Consider the following 17,568-nt stretch of genomic DNA (forward strand, 5'->3'; position numbering starts at 1 on the left):
ATTCGGGTTTTCACCAGCGGGGTTTGACTTGCGTCAGCCCCAGGTGCAACCGTAATATCTACCGACCGGTCGGTCAATACTGTTTTTGCCCCGGGTCAACACGTTCGCCTGGTCCTTGTCGTAGGCGGCCCGCCCCAGTGGCCGGGGCAAAGCCGCGGCAGGGGCGATTGCGCAGGAGTTCCGATGTCCGAGCCGCTCGTTCTCGTCTCGCAAGAAGGTGCCGTTCGCACCTTCACGCTGAACCGCCCCGCGGCGCTCAACAGCTTCACCGGCGAGATGCACGAGGCCCTCGCGTCCGCGCTGGACGCGGCCGCGGCCGACACCGCCGTGCGCTGCGTCGTCATCACCGGCGCCGGCCGCGGCTTCTGCGCCGGGCAGGACCTGTCGGACCCGGCCGTCTCGGTGGAGCCCGGCTCCGCCCCCAAGGACCTGGGCGCGGTCATCGAGCGGCACTGGCGACCGCTCGCGCAGCGGCTGCGCTCGATGCCCGTGCCCACCGTGGCCGCCGTCAACGGGGTGGCCGCCGGCGCCGGGGCCAACCTCGCGCTCAACTGCGACCTGGTCGTCGCCGCCCGCACGGCGAGCTTCATCCAGGCCTTTGCCAAGATCGGCCTGGTGCCCGACACCGGCGGTACCTGGTTGCTGCCGCACCTGGTGGGCCGCGCCCGCGCGCTGGGCCTGGCCCTGCTCGGCGACAAGCTGCCCGCCGAAGAGGCCGCGCGCATCGGCCTGATCTGGCAGTGCGTGGACGACGCCGCCTTGGCCGAGACGGTCGCCGCTTTGGCCGCCCGCCTGGCCGCGATGCCGACCCGCGCGCTCGTCGCCACGCGCGCGGCGATCGACGCTGCCGCCGGCTCCTCGATGGACGAGGCACTCGGGCTCGAGACACGCTGGCAGCGCACGCTGGGCCGGGCCCACGACTACCTCGAGGGTGTGGCCGCCTTCGGCGCCAAGCGCCCGCCGGTCTTCACCGACCGCGACGTCACCGTGCGCGGCCCCGACGACGAGGGCGCGGCCCACTGACGCGACCCGCTGGTGCCGCCCTCCCCGCATCCACCCCCATCACCGAGGAGACCCCCGCATGACCCCGACCCCCGACGCGCAACGCCTGGCCGAACTGGTGCGCGAAGGCATGTATGCCAACGACCGCGCCTCGAAGGCGCTGGGCATGCAGGTGCGTGAGGTGGCGCCCGGGCGGGCGGTGCTCACGATGACGGTGCGCGAGGACATGCTCAACGGCCACGACATCTGCCATGGCGGCCTGATCGCCACGCTGGCGGACTCGGCTTTCGCCTTCGCCTGCAACTCGTACAACGAGCTCACGGTGGCTTCCGGCTTCGCGATCGATCTGCTCGCCCCGGCCCGGCTCGGCGACGTGTTGACCGCCACCTGCACCGAGGTCGCGCGCGGCGGCCGCACGGGCCTGTACGACACCGAGGTGGTCAACCAGCAGGGCGAACGCATCGCCGTCTTCCGCGGCCGCTCCTACACGGCCAAGGGCAAGCCGGTGGTGGCCGTCTGAGCCGCGGACGTCCGAGACAGCACTCCCCGAGGTCCCAAGGAGACATCCATGCCCGTCAAGCAACCCGCCCCCGGCGATCTGGAGCCGATCGAGCGTGCCAGCCGCGACGAGATCGCTGCGCTGCAGCTCGAGCGCCTGAAGGCCACGCTGCGCCGCGCCTACGAATGCGTGCCGCACTACCGTCGGACCTTCGACGCGCGGGGCGTCCACCCCGATGACCTGAAATCGCTGGAGGATCTGGCGAAGTTCCCCTTCACGACGAAGAAGGACCTGCGCGACCACTACCCCTTCGGCCTGTTCGCGGTGCCGCGCGACCAGATCGTGCGCATCCACGCCTCCTCGGGCACCACCGGCAAGCCCACGGTCGTGGGCTACACCAAGAACGACATCGACACCTGGGCGCACCTGATGGCGCGCTCCATCCGCGCCGCCGGCGGGCGGCCGGGCGACATGGTGCACGTGGCGTACGGCTACGGCCTCTTCACGGGCGGCCTGGGGGCGCACTACGGCGCCGAGCGCCTCGGGTGCACGGTGGTGCCGATGTCGGGCGGCCAGACGGAGAAGCAGGTGCAGCTGATCCAGGACTTCAAGCCCGACATCATCATGGTCACCCCGAGCTACATGCAGGTGATCATCGAGGAGTTCGTGCGCCAAGGGCTGGACCCGCGCGAGATGAGCATCAAGGTCGGCATCTTCGGCGCCGAGCCGTGGACGGAGGCCATGCGCGGCGAGATCGAGGCCAAGGCCGGCATCGACGCCGTGGACATCTACGGGCTGTCGGAGGTGATGGGCCCGGGCGTGGCCAACGAGTGCATCGAGACGAAGGACGGCCCGGTCATCTGGGAAGACCACTTCTATCCCGAGATCATCGACCCCGAGACGGGCGAGGTGCTGCCCGACGGCAGCGAGGGTGAGCTCGTCTTCACCTCGCTCACGAAGGAAGCGCTGCCCATCATCCGCTACCGCACGCGCGACCTGACGCGCTTGTTGCCGCCCACCGCGCGCAGCTTCCGCCGCATGGGCAAGATCGTCGGCCGCTCGGATGACATGCTCATCATCCGCGGCGTGAACGTGTTCCCCACGCAGATCGAGGAACTCATCCTCCAGCTGGGGCCCCTGTCGGGTCAGTACCAGCTCGTCATCACGCGCGAGGGCCACCTCGACGAACTGCTGGTGCGCTGCGAGCTCGACCCGCGCCACACCAGCGCCAACCGCGACGAGATCGCGCGCCAGCTGCAGCACCGCATCAAGACGATGGTCGGTGTCAGCACCCGCGTGAGCGTCGAGCCGCCGGAGTCGATCGAGCGCACGCTGGTGGGCAAGGCCCGCCGCGTGATCGACAAGCGCCCCCGTTGAGCCCCGGCGCCTTTCGACGCCGGCATCGACCCCTTTTGCCCAGGAGACCCTCATGTACACCCAGGCCATGGACACCGCGCCGCAGGAGGCCCGCAAGCCGGTGCGTTCTGCGGAGGAAGCTCGGCTCGAGGAACGCTTCGAGGCCCGCATCGACGAAGGCGGCTTCGTCGAAGCCAAGGACTGGATGCCCGAGCACTACCGCAAGACGCTCGTGCGCCAGATCAGCCAGCACGCGCATTCCGAGATCGTCGGCATGCTGCCCGAAGGCAACTGGGTCACCCGCGCGCCCACGCTCAAGCGCAAGGCGATCTTGCTGGCCAAGATCCAGGACGAGGGCGGCCACGGCCTGTACCTCTACGCCGCCGCCGAGACGCTGGGTGTGAGCCGCGACGAGATGCTGGAGGCGCTGCACAGCGGCCGCGCGAAGTACAGCTCGATCTTCAACTACCCCACGCTCACCTGGGCCGACGTCGGCGTCATCGGCTGGCTGGTGGACGGCGCGGCCATCATGAACCAGGTGCCGCTGTGCCGCTGCTCGTACGCCCCCTATGCCCGCGCGATGATCCGCATCTGCCGCGAGGAGAGCTTCCACCAGCGCCAGGGTTACGACGCGCTGCTCGTGATGATGCAGAAAGGCACCGACGCCCAGCGCGCGATGGTGCAAGACGCGGTCAACCGCTGGTGGTGGCCGAGCCTGATGATGTTCGGCCCGCACGACAGCGACTCGGTGCATTCGGCGCAGTCGATGCGCTGGGGCATCAAGCGCATTTCCAACGACGACTTGCGGCAGAAGTTCGTCGACGCCACCGTCGAGCAGGCCAAGGTGCTCGGCGTGACCCTGCCCGACCCGGACATCCGTTGGAACGAGGAGCGTCAGCACTACGACTTCGGCCGCATCGACTGGGACGAGTTCTGGCGCGTGGTGGGTGGCGAAGGCCCGTGCAACCGCGAACGCATGGCCGCCCGCGTGAAGGCCTGGGAAGAAGGCGCCTGGGTGCGCGAAGCGGCGCTGGCCTATGCCCGCAAGCGCGAAGCCGCACGCGAGGCGGCATGACCGTGCATTGCAAGGAGAACACGATGAGCACCGAGAACGAATGGCCGCTGTGGGAAGTGTTCGTGCGCAGCCGCTCCGGCCTGGACCACAAGCACTGCGGAAGCCTGCATGCGCCCGACGCGCGCATGGCGATCCAGATGGCCCGAGAGGTGTACACGCGCCGCCAGGAGGGCAGCAGCGTGTGGGTGGTGCGCAGCGACCAGATCGTCGCGAGCGACCCGGGCGACAAGGACATGTACTTCGACCCGATGGAAGACAAGGTCTACCGCCACCCCACCTTCTACAAGCTGCCGCAGTCGGTGGACCACATGTGAGGAAGGGCGCGTCACCATGTCCCAGTCCATCCAGATCGACCGGCGTCCCGAGGTGCAGTACCTGCTGCGCGCCGCCGACACCTGCCTCATCCTCGCCCAGCGCCTGGGCGAGTGGTGCGGCCACGCCCCCATCCTCGAGGAGGACATCGCGCTGACCAACATGGCGCTGGACCTCATCGGGCAGGCCCGCGCGCTGCTCACGCACGCCGGGGTCGTCGAAGGGCGCGGCAAGGACCGCACCTACGACGAGGACCAGCTCGCCTTCCTGCGCGACGAGCGCGACTTCTTCAACCCGACGCTGGTCGAACTGCCCAATGTGAGCACCGGCGGGCCCTCGCGCCCGGGCGACTTCGCACGCACGGTGGTGCGCAATGCGATGGTCTCGACCTACCTGAAGCTGCTGTGGGAGCGCCTGCGCGACTCCAGCGACGCCGAGCTCGCCGCCATCGCTGCCAAGGCGCTGAAGGAAGCCCGCTACCACCAGCAGCATGCCGCCGATTGGGTGGTGCGTCTGGGCGACGGCACGCCGGAGTCGCACCGCCGCATGCAGGAGGCGCTGGACGCGCTGTGGCCGTACGTGCCGGAGCTGTTCGAAGCCGACGAGGTGGATGCCGCCGCCGAGGCGAGCGGACTGGGCCCGAGCTGCGCCGCGCTGCGCGAGCCCTGGTACGCCGAGATGACCGAGATCCTTTCCGAGGCGCGGTTGTCGATGCCCGCCGAGGGCAAGTTCCGCAGCACGGGCAAGCGCGGGGTGCACAGCGAGCACATGGGCTACCTGCTCGCCGAGATGCAGTACCTGCAGCGGGCCTACCCGGGAGGCGCGTGGTGACCACCGCGCCCGGCTCCGCCGCACCGGCCGCCGAGGCCGGGCGCCTGCAACGCGCCTGGGCGGCGCTGCAGCAGGTGCTCGACCCGGAAGTGCCGGCGCTGTCGGTCTGCGACCTGGGCATCGTGCGCGACGTCCGGGAAGACGGCGCCATGCTGGAAGTCGTGCTCACGCCCACCTACAGCGGATGCCCCGCCACCGAGGTGATCGAGCGCGCGGTGCTCGATGCGATCGACGCGGCCGGCCTGGGCCCTGCGCGCGTGACGTTGCAGCGCGCCCCCGCCTGGACGACCGACTGGATCAGCGAAGAAGGCCGCCGCAAGCTGCGCGAGTACGGCATCGCGCCGCCGGCCGCGACGCGCGAGACAGGCACCGCAACGATCCGCGTGCTGCCCCGCACCCCGGTGCCGTGCCCGCGCTGCGGCAGCAACCGCACCGAGCGACTGTCCGCCTTCGGCTCGACCGCATGCAAGGCGCTGTACCGCTGCCTGGATTGCCGCGAGCCGTTCGAACACTTCAAGCCCATCTGAGGGCCCCGAACCCCGCCACCCCACCGAGACGCGAACGCCACCACGCCATGAGCAGCCCCTTGTTCCACCCGCTGCGTGTGCGCAGCATCGAACCCGACACGCCCGAGGCGGTCATCGTCACTTTCGAAGTGCCGCCCGAGCTGCGCGAAGTCTTCGGCTTCACCCAGGGCCAGTACCTCACGCTGCGCAAGGAGATCGACGGCCAGGACCTGCGCCGCTCGTATTCGATCTGCGCCGGCGTGGACGAAGGCATCCTGCGCGTGGGCGTGCGCAAAGTACCCGGAGGCGTCTTCTCGAACTGGATCAACGAGCAGCTCAAGCCGGGCGACACGATCCAGGTCATGGCGCCGCAAGGCCGCTTCTTCGTGCCGATCGAGCCGCAGGCCCAGCGCCATCACGTCGGCTTTGCCGGCGGCAGCGGCATCACGCCGATCCTGTCGATCATGAAGACGGTGCTGGCCCGCGAGCCGCACTCGCGCTTCACGCTCGTCTACGGCAACCGCAAGCTGCAGTCCACGATGTTCAAGGAAGAACTCGAGGACCTGAAGAACAAGTACATGACGCGTCTGGTGTTGCACCACGTGTTCTCCGACGAGCCGACGGACGCACCGCTCAACATGGGCCTCATGAACCGCGAGAAGATCGGCGAGTTCCTGCGCACGGTGGTGCCGGCCTCGACCATCGACCACGCGTACGTCTGCGGCCCCTACCAGATGAACGACGAGGCCGAAACCGCCCTGCTCGCCGCCGGCGTGCCGGAAGACCGCATCCACATCGAGCGGTTCGGCCTGCCGCAGGACGCCAAGGGCCCGGTCGGCGCGGTGATGCACGAGTCGCAGCCCGGCGACGCCGAGCGCGCCCGGGTCGTCATCATCCGCGACGGTCTGCGCCGCGAGATCGAGTTCCGCCGCGAGCAACCGAGCATCCTCGATTGCGCATCGGCCGCGGGGCTGGAGGTGCCGTTCTCGTGCACCTCGGGCGTGTGCGGCACGTGCCGGGCCAAGCTCCTGGAAGGCAAGGTGCGCATGGAGCGCAACTTCGCGCTCGACAAGCAGGAAGTCGCGGCCGGCTTCGTGCTGACGTGCCAGGCCCACCCGCTGACCGAGCGCGTGGTGCTCTCCTTCGACGAGCGATAGAAAGGATTGCGAACGACATGCCCCGTGGACGTGCTCCCGGCTATGACGACCAGCGCGAGATGATCCTCGCGCAGGCGGCGCAGCTTTTTGCGCTGCGCGGCTATCCGGCGACCTCGATGAACCAGGTGGCCGAGGCGTGCGGCCTGTCCAAGGCCACCCTCTACCACTACTACAAGGACAAGTACAGCCTGCTGGTTCAGATCGCCGAGGGCCACGTGCTCAAGCTGCGCGCGCTGCTCGTGGAGGTGGAGGCCGCGGGCCTCGCGCCCGAGCCCCGCCTGCGCGAGCTGATCCTGCGCTTCGTGCAGGAGTACACCGATGCACAGCATGCCCACCGCGTGCTCACCGAGGACGTGCGTTTCCTGGAAGAGGCCGACCGCGAGCGCGTGCTGGGCATCGAGCGCGAAGTGGTGGCCGGTATCTCGCGCGCCGTCGCGGTGCTGCGCCCCGACCTCGCCGAAGCGCGGCTCGCCAAGCCGCTCACGATGCTGCTGTTCGGCATGATCAACTGGATGTTCACCTGGATGCGCCCCAACGGCCACCTGGGCTACGACGCGATGGCACCGCTGGTGGCGGAGCTCTTCATCGGCGGCCTCAAGAGCCTGCGCCCCGCGCAGCTCCTCGAAGCCTGCGGCCACGCGACTGCGTAATGTCCCCGATGACGTGAACCTGGAATGCACCGATGCTCGCACGCCTGACCATTCATCCCACCGAAGGAGACACTCCATGAGATTCAAGCATCTGCTGACGGCCCTGATCGGCGCGCTCGGATTCACCGCGGCCTGGGCGGACATCAACGTCGGCGTGACCGTCTCGGCCACCGGCCCGGCGGCCTCGCTCGGCATCCCCGAGAAGAACACGATCTCGCTGATGCCCACCACCATCGCCGGCGAGAAGGTCAACTACATCGTCCTCGACGACGCGAGCGACACCACCGCGGCGGTGGCCAACACGCGCAAGCTCATCACCGAGCACAAGGTGGACATCGTCATCGGCTCGACGATCACGCCCAACTCGCTGGCGATGATCGACGTCGTTGCCGAGGCGCAGGTGCCGATGATCTCGATGGCTGCCTCCGCGCGCATCGTCGAGCCGGTGGACGCCAAGAAGCGCTGGGTGTTCAAGACGCCGCAGAACGACATCCAGATGTCGCTCGCCATCGCCGAGCACATGGCCAACTCGGGCGTCAAGACGGTGGCCTTCATCGGCTTCTCGGACGCCTACGGCGAGGGCTGGTACCAGGAGTTCACGAAAGCAGCCGGCCTGAAGAAACTGCAGATCATCGCCAACGAACGCTACGCCCGCACCGACACCTCGGTCACCGGTCAGGTCCTCAAGATCATGTCGGCGCGTCCCGACGCGGTGCTGATCGCCGGCAGCGGCACCCCGGCCGCCCTGCCTCAAAAGACGCTCAAGGAGCGCGGCTACACCGGCAAGATCTACCAGACCCACGGCGTGGCCAATGCCGACTTCCTGCGCGTGGGCGGCAAGGACGTCGAAGGCACCTTCCTGCCCGCGGGCCCCGTGCTGGTGGCCGAGCAGCTGCCCGCCAACCACCCGGTGCGCAAGTCGGCGCTCGCCTATGTGCAGGCCTACGAGAAGGCCTACGGCAAGGGCACGGTCTCAACCTTCGGCGCCCATGCCTGGGACGCCGGCCTGCTGATGGCCGCCGCCGTGCCGCAGGCGCTCAAGAAGGCCAAGCCCGGCACGCCTGAGTTCCGCGCCGCGCTGCGCGACGCGCTCGAGCAGGTCAAGGAGCTGCCCGGCGCGCACGGCATCTTCAGCATGTCGCCCACCGATCACCTCGGCCTCGACCAGCGCGCCCGCGTGATGGTCAAGATCGAGAACGGCACCTGGAAGTACCAACCCTGACCATGGACCTGCAAATCGCCCTGCTGCTCGGCCAGGACGGCGTCGTCAACGGCGCCATTTACGGCTTGATGGCGCTCGCGCTGGTATTGGTGTTCTCGGTCACGCGCGTCATCTTCGTGCCGCAGGGCGAGTTCGTCGCCTTCGGCGCATTGTCGATGGCGGCGTTGCAGGCCGGCCGCACCCCGGCCACCCTGTGGATGCTGCTCGCGCTGGCCGCGACGACGCTGGTCGTCGAAGCCTGGCGGCAGCGCCGCGGCGCGACCGTCGACTGGGCCTCCACCCTCGTGTGGTGCGTGGCCCTGCCCGCGGCCGCCGTGGCCCTCGTGCTGGCGCGCCCGGCCTCGATCGCCTGGCAGGCGCTGGCCACCGTGCTGCTCATCACGCCCCTGGGGCCCCTCACCTACCGCCTGGCCTTCCGGCCGCTCGCGCATGCGACGGTGCTCGTGCTGCTGATCGTCTCGGTCGCCCTGCACGGGGTGTTCGTCGGCCTCGGGCTGCTCTTCTTCGGCGCCGAGGGCTCTCGCACGCCGGCCTTCTCCGACCTGCGGCTCGACCTCTCCGGCCTCGTCGTCACCGGCCAGTCCCTCGTGGTGCTCGGTGTCACGGTGGCGCTCGTGGTCGCGATGTTCGCGTTCTTCGAGCGCACCCTGGTCGGCAAGGCGCTGCGCGCCACCGCGATGAACCGCGTCGGCGCGCGCCTGATGGGCATCCCGACCGAGCTCTCCGGCGACGTCAGCTTCGCGCTGGCCGCACTGATCGGCGCAGTCTCCGGCCTGCTGGTCGCCCCCATCACGACGATCTACTACGACACCGGCTTCCTGATCGGTCTCAAAGGTTTCGTCGCCGCGATCATCGGCGGCCTGGCGAGCTACCCGCTGGCGCTGGGCGGGGCGTTCCTGGTCGGCCAGCTCGAGGCCTTCTCTTCGTTCTGGGCCAGCGCTTTCAAGGAAGTGATCGTGTTCACGCTCATCATTCCGGTGCTGCTGTGGCGCTCGCTGCGCAGCCACCATGTGGAGGACGAGGAATGAGCAGTCCCTCCCGCGCCACCACGCCGGTGGCGGCTCCGCCATCCGCCGAGCGCCCGGCCGCCGCAGCGCCGGCGCGCACGAGCCTGCCGCTCGCGCGCATCGTCACGCTCGGCGCCATCGCGCTGCTCGCCGCGAGCTGGGGCTTCCTGCCGGACTTCACCGTCACGGTGCTCAACTACATCGGCCTGTACGCCCTGGTGGCGCTCGGCCTGGTGATGCTCACGGGCGTAGGCGGCATGACCTCCTTCGGCCAGGCGGCCTTCGTCGGCCTCGGGGCATATGCCACCGCGTGGGTGTGCACCTCGCCGGCCGCGGCGTCGGCCCTCGCCTTCCTCCCGGCGGCCCTGCTGCCGTGGGTGGGGCTCGCGCTCGGCCTGGCCCTCACCTTCGCCGTGGCGTGGGGGCTCGGTGCCGTCACGCTGCGCCTGTCCGGGCACTACCTGCCGCTGGCCACCATCGCCTGGGGCCTGAGCCTGTACTTCCTGTTCGGCAACCTGGAGTTCCTGGGCGGCCACACCGGCCTGACCGGCATTCCGGCGCTCGAGGTGGCCGGCGTCTCGCTGGCGTCGCCGCGGGCGCTGGGCATCGCGATCTGGCTGGCGCTGCTGCTCGCGCTGTGGGCCTTGCACAACCTGCTGGACTCGCGCGAGGGCCGTGCCATCCGCGCCCTCAAGAGCGGCCGCGTGATGGCCGAGTCCATGGGCGTCGATACCAGCCGGCAGCGCGTCAAGGTGTTCGTGCTGGCGGCGCTCCTGGCCGCCCTGTCGGGCTGGCTCTACGCGCACTTGCAGCGCTTCGTCAACCCGACGCCCTTCAACCTCAACATCGGCATCGAGTACCTGTTCATGGCGGTGGTCGGAGGCGCCGGCTACCTGTGGGGTGCGGTGCTGGGGGCCGCGCTCATCACGCTGCTCAAGGAGCAGTTGCAGGACTGGCTGCCCAAGCTCTTCGGCATGAGCGGCAACTTCGAAGTCATCGTCTTCGGCCTGCTGATGATGGTGGTGCTGCAACGCTTCGCCGACGGCTTGTGGCCGACGCTCGCCGGCTGGACGCGCCGGTTCGCGCCCCCCGCCGAGCGCCCCGACGCGGCCGCCGCGGGCCGTCTGGTGCAGCGCCCGTTGCCCCCGCGCGGCACCACGCTCATCGAGGCGCGCGACGTGACCAAGCGCTTCGGCGGCCTCGTGGCCAACAACAAGGTCTCGCTCGAGGTCAAGGCCGGTGAGGTCCACGCACTGATCGGGCCCAACGGCGCCGGCAAGAGCACGTTCTTCAACATGATCTCCGGCGTCGACGACCCGACCGAAGGCGAGGTGCGCTTGCTCGGCGAGCCGATGACCGGCCACGCCTCCCGCGAGTTCGCCGCGCGCGGGCTCGGCCGCACGTTCCAGCACGTGCGCCTCTTGGGCACGCGCAGCGTGCTCGACAACGTGGCCCTCGGCGCGCACCTGCGCGGCAGCAAGGGCTGGATCGCCTCGATGCTGCGCCTGGACCGCCGCGAAGAGCAGGCGCTGCTCGCCGAGTCCCTGCGCCAGATCGAACGGTGCGGGCTGGCCGACCACGTCGACACGCCCGCCGGCTCGCTGCCGCTCGGCCAACAGCGCGTCGTGGAGATCGCCCGCGCGCTGGCCGGCCAGCCGGCCGTGCTGCTGCTCGACGAGCCCGCCGCCGGCCTGCGTCACCTGGAGAAGCAAGCCCTGGCGCAACTGCTCGACCAGCTGCGCCGCGAAGGACTGGGCATCCTCATCGTGGAACACGACATGGAGTTCGTCATGAACCTCGCCGACCGCATCACCGTGCTCGACTTCGGCACCGTGATCGCCCGCGGCACCCCGGACGAAGTGCAACGCGACCCGCGCGTGCTCGAGGCCTACCTCGGCGGCGACGACCTGCTGATGAGGGCTGCGGCATGAGCGCGCTGTTCTCCCGCAGGCTCTTCCCGCAGGAAGGCGGTCGCGCCGTGACCGGAGGGCCGTCCGATGAGTGATGCCCCTTCCCTGCTGCAATTGCGCGGCTTCAGCGTCTCCTACGGCCCGGTGGAGGCGGTGCACGAGGTCGACCTGGACGTGCGCGAGGGCGAGATCGTCACCGTGATCGGCCCCAACGGCGCGGGCAAGACCACGCTGCTCAATGCCATCATGGGCCTGTTGCCCTCGCGCGGGCAGGTGCAAGTGGCCGGCGAGCCGGTCGCGCGGCCCACCGTCGAGCGCATGGTCGCGCGCTCGGTGGCGCTGGTGCCCGAAAAGCGCGAGCTCTTCGGCGAGATGTCGGTCGAAGACAACCTGCTGCTGGGCGGCTTCTCGCGCTGGCGGCGCGGCGACCGCACGCAGCGCGAGCGCATGCAGGAGGTCTACGCCATCTTCCCGCGCCTGGCGGAGCGGCGCGCCCAGATGGCGGCGACGCTGTCGGGCGGCGAGCGCCAGATGCTGGCCATCGGCCGCGCGCTCATGGCCAAGCCCCGCCTGCTCATGCTCGACGAGCCCTCGTTGGGCCTGGCCCCGCTCATCGTGCGCGAAGTGCTGCTCACCGTCTCGCGCCTGCGTGAGGTCGGCGTGTCGGTGCTGCTGGTCGAGCAGAACGCCCGCGCGGCGCTGCAGATCGCCGATCGGGCCTACGTGCTCGAGATGGGCGCCGTCGCATTGAGCGGCGCGGCCGAAGCCCTGCTGCACGACCGCCGCATCATCGACACCTACCTCGGCCTCGGCGGCGCCCGTCAGGAAGCCGCGCCGACGCCCGTTCCATCCTCCTCTTCGATCGCACCATGAACCCTCCCGTCCTGCAGAGCTACATCGCCGGGCGCTGGCTCGGCCAGACGTCCGCCCAGGTGCTGCGCAGCGCCGTCAACGGCAAACCGGTGGCGGCCACGCATGCCGAGCCGATCGACTTCGGCGAGGCCGTGCATCACGCGCGCGGCGCGGCGCCCGCGCTCCTGCAACTGGACTTCCAGCAGCGCGCCGCCCGCCTCAAGGCGCTGGCCAGCTACCTGATGGAGCGCAAGGAAACGCTCTACGCCTGGTCCGCACACACCGGCGCCACGCGCAACGACAGCTGGATCGACATCGAAGGCGGCATCGGCACGCTGTTCGCCTACGCGAGCCTGGGCACCAACGAGCTGCCCTCCGGCAACCTCCTGCATGAAGGGCCGGTCGTGCCGCTCGGCAAGCAGGGGCACTTCGCCGGCACGCACATCCTCGTGCCGCGCGCGGGCGTCGCGGTGCACATCAACGCCTTCAACTTCCCCGTCTGGGGCCTGCTCGAGAAGTTCGCGCCGACCTTCCTGGCCGGCATGCCGTGCATCGCCAAGCCGGCCACCGCGACCAGCTACCTCACCGAAGCGCTGGTGCGGCTCATCGACGAGAGCCGCCTGCTGCCCGAAGGCAGCCTGCAACTGGTGATCGGCGGCACCGGCGACCTGCTCGACCGCCTGGAAGGCAACGACGTCGTCACCTTCACCGGCTCGGCCGACACCGCCGCCAAGCTGCGCACCCATCCCAACATCGTGCGGCAGTCCATTTCCTTCAACGCCGAGGCCGATTCGCTCAACTGCGCCATCCTCGCGCCGGACGTCACGCCCGACGACGAGGAGTTCGACCTCTACGTCAAGGAAGTCGTGCGCGAGATGACCGTCAAGGCCGGCCAGAAGTGCACCGCGATCCGCCGGGCGCTGGTGCCTCGCCGGCACCTCGACGCGGTGGCCGACCGCCTGCGCGCACGGTTGGCGAAGGTGGTCGTCGGCGATCCCTCGCGCGAGGACGTGCGCATGGGCGCACTCGCATCGCACGCGCAGCAGCGCGACGTGGCCGAGCGCGTGGCTCAGCTGCGCGAAGGCGCCGAGCTGGTGTGGGGCGATCCCTCGGGCTTCACGCCCGTCGGCGAAGGCGCCACCGAGGGGGCCTTCTTCGCGCCCACGCTGCTGCTCAGCCGCGACCCGCACCGGCACGACGCCGTGCACGACGTCGAAGCCTTCGGCCCCGTCAGCACCTTGCTGCCCTATGACGACCTCGACGAGGCGCTCGCACTGGCCGCGCGCGGCCGCGGCAGCCTCGTCGGCACTCTGGTCACGCGCGACCCGCAAGTCGCCGCCCAGGCCATCCCGGTGGCGGCGGCTTGGCACGGCCGGCTGCTCGTGCTCGACCGCGAGGCGGCCGCCGAATCCACCGGCCACGGCTCGCCCCTGCCGCACCTCAAGCACGGCGGCCCGGGCCGCGCCGGCGGCGGCGAGGAGCTGGGCGGCCTGCGCGCCGTCAAGCATTACCTGCAACGCGCCGCCGTGCAGGGCTCGCCCACCATGCTCACCGCCGTCACCGGCGAGTACGTGCGCGGCGCACAGCGCCACGAGTCCGAGGTGCATCCCTTCCGCCGCTACTTCGAGGACCTGCGCGTCGGCGACTCGCTGCTCACGCACCGCCGCACGGTCAGCGAGGCCGACATCGTCGCCTTCGGCGGTCTGTCGGGCGACTACTTCTACATGCACTTCGATGAGATCGCGGCCAAGGAGTCGCCCTTCGGCAAGCGCATCGCGCACGGCTACTTCGTGCTGTCGGCCGCCGCGGGCCTGTTCGTCTCGCCCGCGCCTGGCCCGGTGCTCGCCAACTACGGCCTCGACACGCTGCGCTTCGTCAAACCCGTAGGCATCGGCGACACGATCCAAGCGCGCCTGACCTGCAAGCGCAAGATCGACCGCCACAAGAAGGACGCCAAGGGCGTCGGCCAGGGCGTCGTCGCCTGGGACGTGGAAGTGACCAACCAGCACGGCGAGCTCGTCGCCAGCTACGACATCCTCACGCTCGTGGCCAAACGCGGCTGAGCGGGCCCCGGCCCCATCGGCAGCCCCATCGGCCCCAATCCGCCCGCGCGGGTCCGGGCGGGGCCGGGCCGGCCCCCTATCGGCTGGCGCCGTCTTCGTGCGCCGCCCGGCCGCGGCCGCGTGCCCCCCGCATGGGGGTGTTCGCCATCGCATGTCCGGCGGGAAGCGCTCCCTACAATCGGCGCTTCCCGACCTTCCCCCCGCGTGCCGCATGGCCGACCTGCTCCACCCCATCACCGACACCCGACCGTGCGGCGAAGACCTGTCGTTCTCCGCCGAGTTCGACGCGATTCAGGAACTGCGCCGCGAGGACGATCCCACACTGGACCAGGGCGAGTGGATCACCGCCCTCAAGACGGCCGACTGGCCCGCGGTGGTGAGCCAGTGCGAGCGGCTCCTCGTCGAGCACACCAAGGACTTGCGCCTGCTCGCCTGGCGCACCGAGGCGCTGGCCCGCACGCGCGGCTACACCGGGCTGGCGCAAGGGCTGGCCGACACCGTGCAGGTGTGCGAACGCTACTGGGACGACCTGCACCCCCTGCCCGACGGCGACGACGTCGAGCAACGCGCAGGCACGCTGCGCTGGCTGCTGGCCCAGGTGCAAAAGCTCGCGCCGCGCCTGGCCGTCACCGCCGCCCCGGCGGGCCGCTACAGCCTGCTCGACTTCGAGGAAGCGCGCCAATGGCAACAGCAGATCGAGCGGCAGCCCGAGCTTGCCGCTTCCGCGCCCGAAGGCAAACCCACGCTCGCGCAAGTCACCCGCGCCCGCAATGAGACGCCGCCCCCCGTGTGGCACGAACACCTGGCGGCCCTGGCCCGTGCCCGCTCGCACTTGGACGCGCTGCAAGCCTGGGTGGACCCGCGCTTGGGCGACGATGCCCCGACCTTCGTCCACGCGCGCCAAGCGCTCGACGACGCCCATCACGCCGTGCAACGTCTGGCGCAAGATGCGGGCGCCCTGGTCGCCGGCGCGTCGGCCCCCGGTGCCCGTATGACGCCGCCCCCTTCAGCCCCCGGCAGCGCGGACGGCCGCGCCCCGTCGCACGCCGCCCCCGGTGCGTTCGCGCTCGGCGGGCCGACGGCCTGCGCCGCCACCGGCCCCTCGCCCGCCGCCGCCTCGCACCTCGGCACCTCGCACCCCGCCTCGTCGCCCATGGGCCCCGTCGAACCCCAGACCCGAGCCCAAGCCCTCCAGCAGCTGCGCCTGGTCGCCGACTTCTTCCGCCGCACCGAACCCCACAGCCCCGTCGCCTTCCTGGCCGACAAAGCCGCCCGCTGGGGCGACATGCCCCTGGACGCCTGGCTGCGCGAAGTCATCAAAGACGCCGGCAGCCTGGCCCATCTCGAAGAACTGCTGGGGCTGCCCAAAGCGGCCGAGTAGAGCGCCGCGTGTGAGACAGGGCCCGAGGTGGGAGCGGTTGCCGCGTGGCGACCGCCTCCTCGGCCTCCGCGGCTTCGCTGTAGGCCTCCTCCACGCAACGAGTTCGACTCGAGTGAGGCCCGTGCCCGCGACGCGGGCCGCCAGGCTGCGCGAATCCATCAAGGACTGCGGCAGCCCGCGATCACGATCCGTCGCGCCGCACGATTTCGCCGTTGACACGGATCACCGGTTTGCGTCGCGCCCCCTCAGCCCCTTGCGAGCGGACCGTCGTGACGCCGCCAGTCCCGGGCGGGGCTTGCTGCGCCAGCGACAGATCTGCTGCGTGCAAGGCTTCCAGCTCCCTCGGCCACTTGGGCCGCGGCGCCAGCGCCAGCGCCAGCCAGTTCGTGAACTGCATCGGAAACAGGATCGGGAACAACAGCACGAAAGCCACGGTGCGGATCCACGGCGCGGGCGCCACACAGGGCTTGTCGCGGTTCTCGCGCCAGCGCACCCAGTCATCGGCCATCCCAGCCAGATTCACCATCGCGTACCAGCGCACGCGGTGGGTCAGCAGCTTCTGCGGCGGCTGCACCGCCTGCGGGCCTGCTTCCATGTACAGCCGCACATACTCCATACTGGGGCGCACGCCCTCCTCCGCTGCAGAGACCTGGCCGCACTGGAACACATGCGGGATGCCGCGGGTCTTCAGGGGTTCACCGTCGGGACCGAGCTCGGCGTATTGGCCGCGGTACAGCTTCACCGTCGCATACGCCGTCGCCACGCTGGATTCCACCCTCGGCACCAGCTTCGCCCAGTCCATCTCGATCGGACCCTTGCCGATCCACATCCACACCTTCTGCCGCTTGTGGTCCAAGCGCACCACCGGGTCGGTGACGGTGAGGAAGCTCATCGCGAAGTAGACCCAAAAGAGCCAGGTAGAGAGCACGAAGACTGCGACCGAAAACAGGCCCTGAACAGGCGTTGCAAGGCCGACTCCCTCATCTGACCACCCGAACCGGGACCAAAGTTCTACCGAGAGTTCGATGTCGAAAAGAAGCCCGTATCCGCCCACGGCAGGCAGCCCAAGAAATGCCAGCATCCCCCAGCCCCGCATTGGAGAGCTCCCCCCTGTCCGATCTCCAAATAAGCCGGATTGACGGCGTACACCATCTGGTCGCCATTGCCCCATGGCGCAAGAGGCAGGTGCGGCTGCAGCAGCTTCACGCTGTGCGTTGCAGCCTTAGCGCGTTGCCAGCCACCCGATGTGCGGTCGAACATCCCCATTTCAGTCCGCTACCTCCGCAAAGTTTGCTCCGCCTGGCACCGGCACCATCTTCAGCTCCGGTTGGCGTGTGGCGTCGGGCCAGTACTCGAACTTCAGCTTCGCGCTGTTGAAGTAGTCCTCGTTCACGCGGATCTTGCCAGTAAAGACGGCCGCCCCCGCTTCGAACGAGACCTTGAAGGGCTCGGTGAACTCGATAACCTCTTCCGGCGGAATGAGAATCCCTTCGACGCGAGTCGATGCAAAACATAAAGAGGGAGGACACATGTCAACGAGACCGCTTCGGGACCGCAATGCGACCTTGCTGGCCTACCGGCATGCATGCTTGCGGTCGCGCTGCTCATCGGCTGCAGCAGCGAATCGAAGGACCCTGAGACGGGGGCCCGCTCACCGGAGACCCAGGCGCGTTTCAAGGCGCTGGTCGATAAAACCCTTGCCCAGATGGTGTTCGTCGAAGGCGGTGGGTTCTGGCTTGGAGACT

Annotated in this window: 17 protein-coding genes; 15 read left to right on the plus strand and 2 right to left on the minus strand. The window is 69.8% G+C overall.

All coding sequences use genetic code 11. The features are described from left to right. Nucleotides 1-183: 183 nt before the first annotated feature. From OMP39_RS14485 to tssA, 15 genes are all read left to right on the plus strand, one after another. The gene (locus OMP39_RS14485) at nt 184-1,023 is read left to right on the plus strand and encodes an enoyl-CoA hydratase-related protein (protein ID WP_264892512.1); all 840 of its coding nucleotides are present in this window, start codon (nt 184-186) and stop codon (nt 1,021-1,023) included. 58 nt (nt 1,024-1,081) lie between these two features. Further along, the gene (gene paaI, locus OMP39_RS14490; protein WP_264892513.1) at nt 1,082-1,522 is read left to right on the plus strand and encodes a hydroxyphenylacetyl-CoA thioesterase PaaI; all 441 of its coding nucleotides are present in this window, start codon (nt 1,082-1,084) and stop codon (nt 1,520-1,522) included. A 48-nt stretch (nt 1,523-1,570) separates the two neighbouring features. Continuing rightward, nucleotides 1,571-2,878: a phenylacetate--CoA ligase PaaK gene (paaK, locus tag OMP39_RS14495; protein WP_264892514.1), complete on the plus strand. Its 1,308-nt coding sequence runs from the start codon at nt 1,571-1,573 to the stop codon at nt 2,876-2,878. A 52-nt stretch (nt 2,879-2,930) separates the two neighbouring features. Beyond that, nucleotides 2,931-3,932: a 1,2-phenylacetyl-CoA epoxidase subunit PaaA gene (gene paaA / locus OMP39_RS14500; protein ID WP_264892515.1), complete on the plus strand. Its 1,002-nt coding sequence runs from the start codon at nt 2,931-2,933 to the stop codon at nt 3,930-3,932. A 23-nt stretch (nt 3,933-3,955) separates the two neighbouring features. Beyond that, nucleotides 3,956-4,246 carry a 1,2-phenylacetyl-CoA epoxidase subunit PaaB gene (gene paaB, locus OMP39_RS14505; RefSeq protein WP_264892516.1) on the plus strand — a complete coding sequence of 97 codons (291 nt, stop codon included), beginning with the start codon at nt 3,956-3,958 and terminating at the stop codon, nt 4,244-4,246. 16 nt (nt 4,247-4,262) lie between these two features. Then, on the plus strand, nt 4,263-5,075 hold the full coding sequence (paaC, locus tag OMP39_RS14510) for a 1,2-phenylacetyl-CoA epoxidase subunit PaaC (protein ID WP_264892517.1): 813 nt from the start codon (nt 4,263-4,265) through the stop codon (nt 5,073-5,075). Continuing rightward, nucleotides 5,072-5,602, plus strand: a complete 531-nt coding sequence (gene paaD / locus OMP39_RS14515) for a 1,2-phenylacetyl-CoA epoxidase subunit PaaD (RefSeq protein ID WP_264892518.1) — start codon at nt 5,072-5,074, stop codon at nt 5,600-5,602. Before paaC ends, paaD begins: the two co-directional genes overlap by 4 nt. A 47-nt stretch (nt 5,603-5,649) precedes the next feature. Further along, nucleotides 5,650-6,738 (plus strand): 1,2-phenylacetyl-CoA epoxidase subunit PaaE, encoded by a 1,089-nt coding sequence (paaE, locus tag OMP39_RS14520; RefSeq protein WP_264892519.1) that lies wholly within the window; start codon nt 5,650-5,652, stop codon nt 6,736-6,738. A 17-nt stretch (nt 6,739-6,755) separates the two neighbouring features. Further along, the gene (locus OMP39_RS14525) at nt 6,756-7,388 is read left to right on the plus strand and encodes a TetR/AcrR family transcriptional regulator (RefSeq protein WP_264892520.1); all 633 of its coding nucleotides are present in this window, start codon (nt 6,756-6,758) and stop codon (nt 7,386-7,388) included. Nucleotides 7,389-7,464: 76 nt separating this feature from the next. Continuing rightward, entirely contained in the window at nt 7,465-8,610 is a 1,146-nt protein-coding gene (locus OMP39_RS14530) for an ABC transporter substrate-binding protein (protein WP_264892521.1), read from the plus strand. Between the two features lie 2 nt (nt 8,611-8,612). Further along, nucleotides 8,613-9,638 (plus strand): branched-chain amino acid ABC transporter permease, encoded by a 1,026-nt coding sequence (locus OMP39_RS14535; RefSeq protein ID WP_264892522.1) that lies wholly within the window; start codon nt 8,613-8,615, stop codon nt 9,636-9,638. Further along, on the plus strand, nt 9,635-11,548 hold the full coding sequence (locus OMP39_RS14540) for a branched-chain amino acid ABC transporter ATP-binding protein/permease (RefSeq protein WP_264892523.1): 1,914 nt from the start codon (nt 9,635-9,637) through the stop codon (nt 11,546-11,548). Before OMP39_RS14535 ends, OMP39_RS14540 begins: the two co-directional genes overlap by 4 nt. A 66-nt stretch (nt 11,549-11,614) precedes the next feature. Continuing rightward, complete coding sequence (locus tag OMP39_RS14545; RefSeq protein ID WP_264892524.1) at nt 11,615-12,400, plus strand: ABC transporter ATP-binding protein; 786 nt, start codon at nt 11,615-11,617, stop codon at nt 12,398-12,400. Further along, on the plus strand, nt 12,397-14,442 hold the full coding sequence (gene paaZ / locus OMP39_RS14550) for a phenylacetic acid degradation bifunctional protein PaaZ (protein ID WP_264892525.1): 2,046 nt from the start codon (nt 12,397-12,399) through the stop codon (nt 14,440-14,442). Before OMP39_RS14545 ends, paaZ begins: the two co-directional genes overlap by 4 nt. Nucleotides 14,443-14,653: 211 nt before the next feature. After that, nucleotides 14,654-15,823 (plus strand): type VI secretion system protein TssA, encoded by a 1,170-nt coding sequence (gene tssA, locus OMP39_RS14555; RefSeq protein ID WP_264892526.1) that lies wholly within the window; start codon nt 14,654-14,656, stop codon nt 15,821-15,823. Between the two features lie 181 nt (nt 15,824-16,004). On the opposite strand, the gene OMP39_RS14560 is transcribed toward tssA, so the two are convergent. After that, nucleotides 16,005-16,751: a DUF6708 domain-containing protein gene (locus OMP39_RS14560; protein ID WP_264892527.1), complete on the minus strand. Its 747-nt coding sequence runs from the start codon at nt 16,749-16,751 to the stop codon at nt 16,005-16,007. 339 nt (nt 16,752-17,090) lie between these two features. Beyond that, the gene (locus tag OMP39_RS14565) at nt 17,091-17,354 is read right to left on the minus strand and encodes a hypothetical protein (RefSeq protein ID WP_264892528.1); all 264 of its coding nucleotides are present in this window, start codon (nt 17,352-17,354) and stop codon (nt 17,091-17,093) included. Nucleotides 17,355-17,568 lie beyond the last annotated feature (214 nt).

Source organism: Schlegelella aquatica, assembly GCF_026013905.1.
Lineage (GTDB): Bacteria > Pseudomonadota > Gammaproteobacteria > Burkholderiales > Burkholderiaceae_C > Caldimonas > Caldimonas aquatica.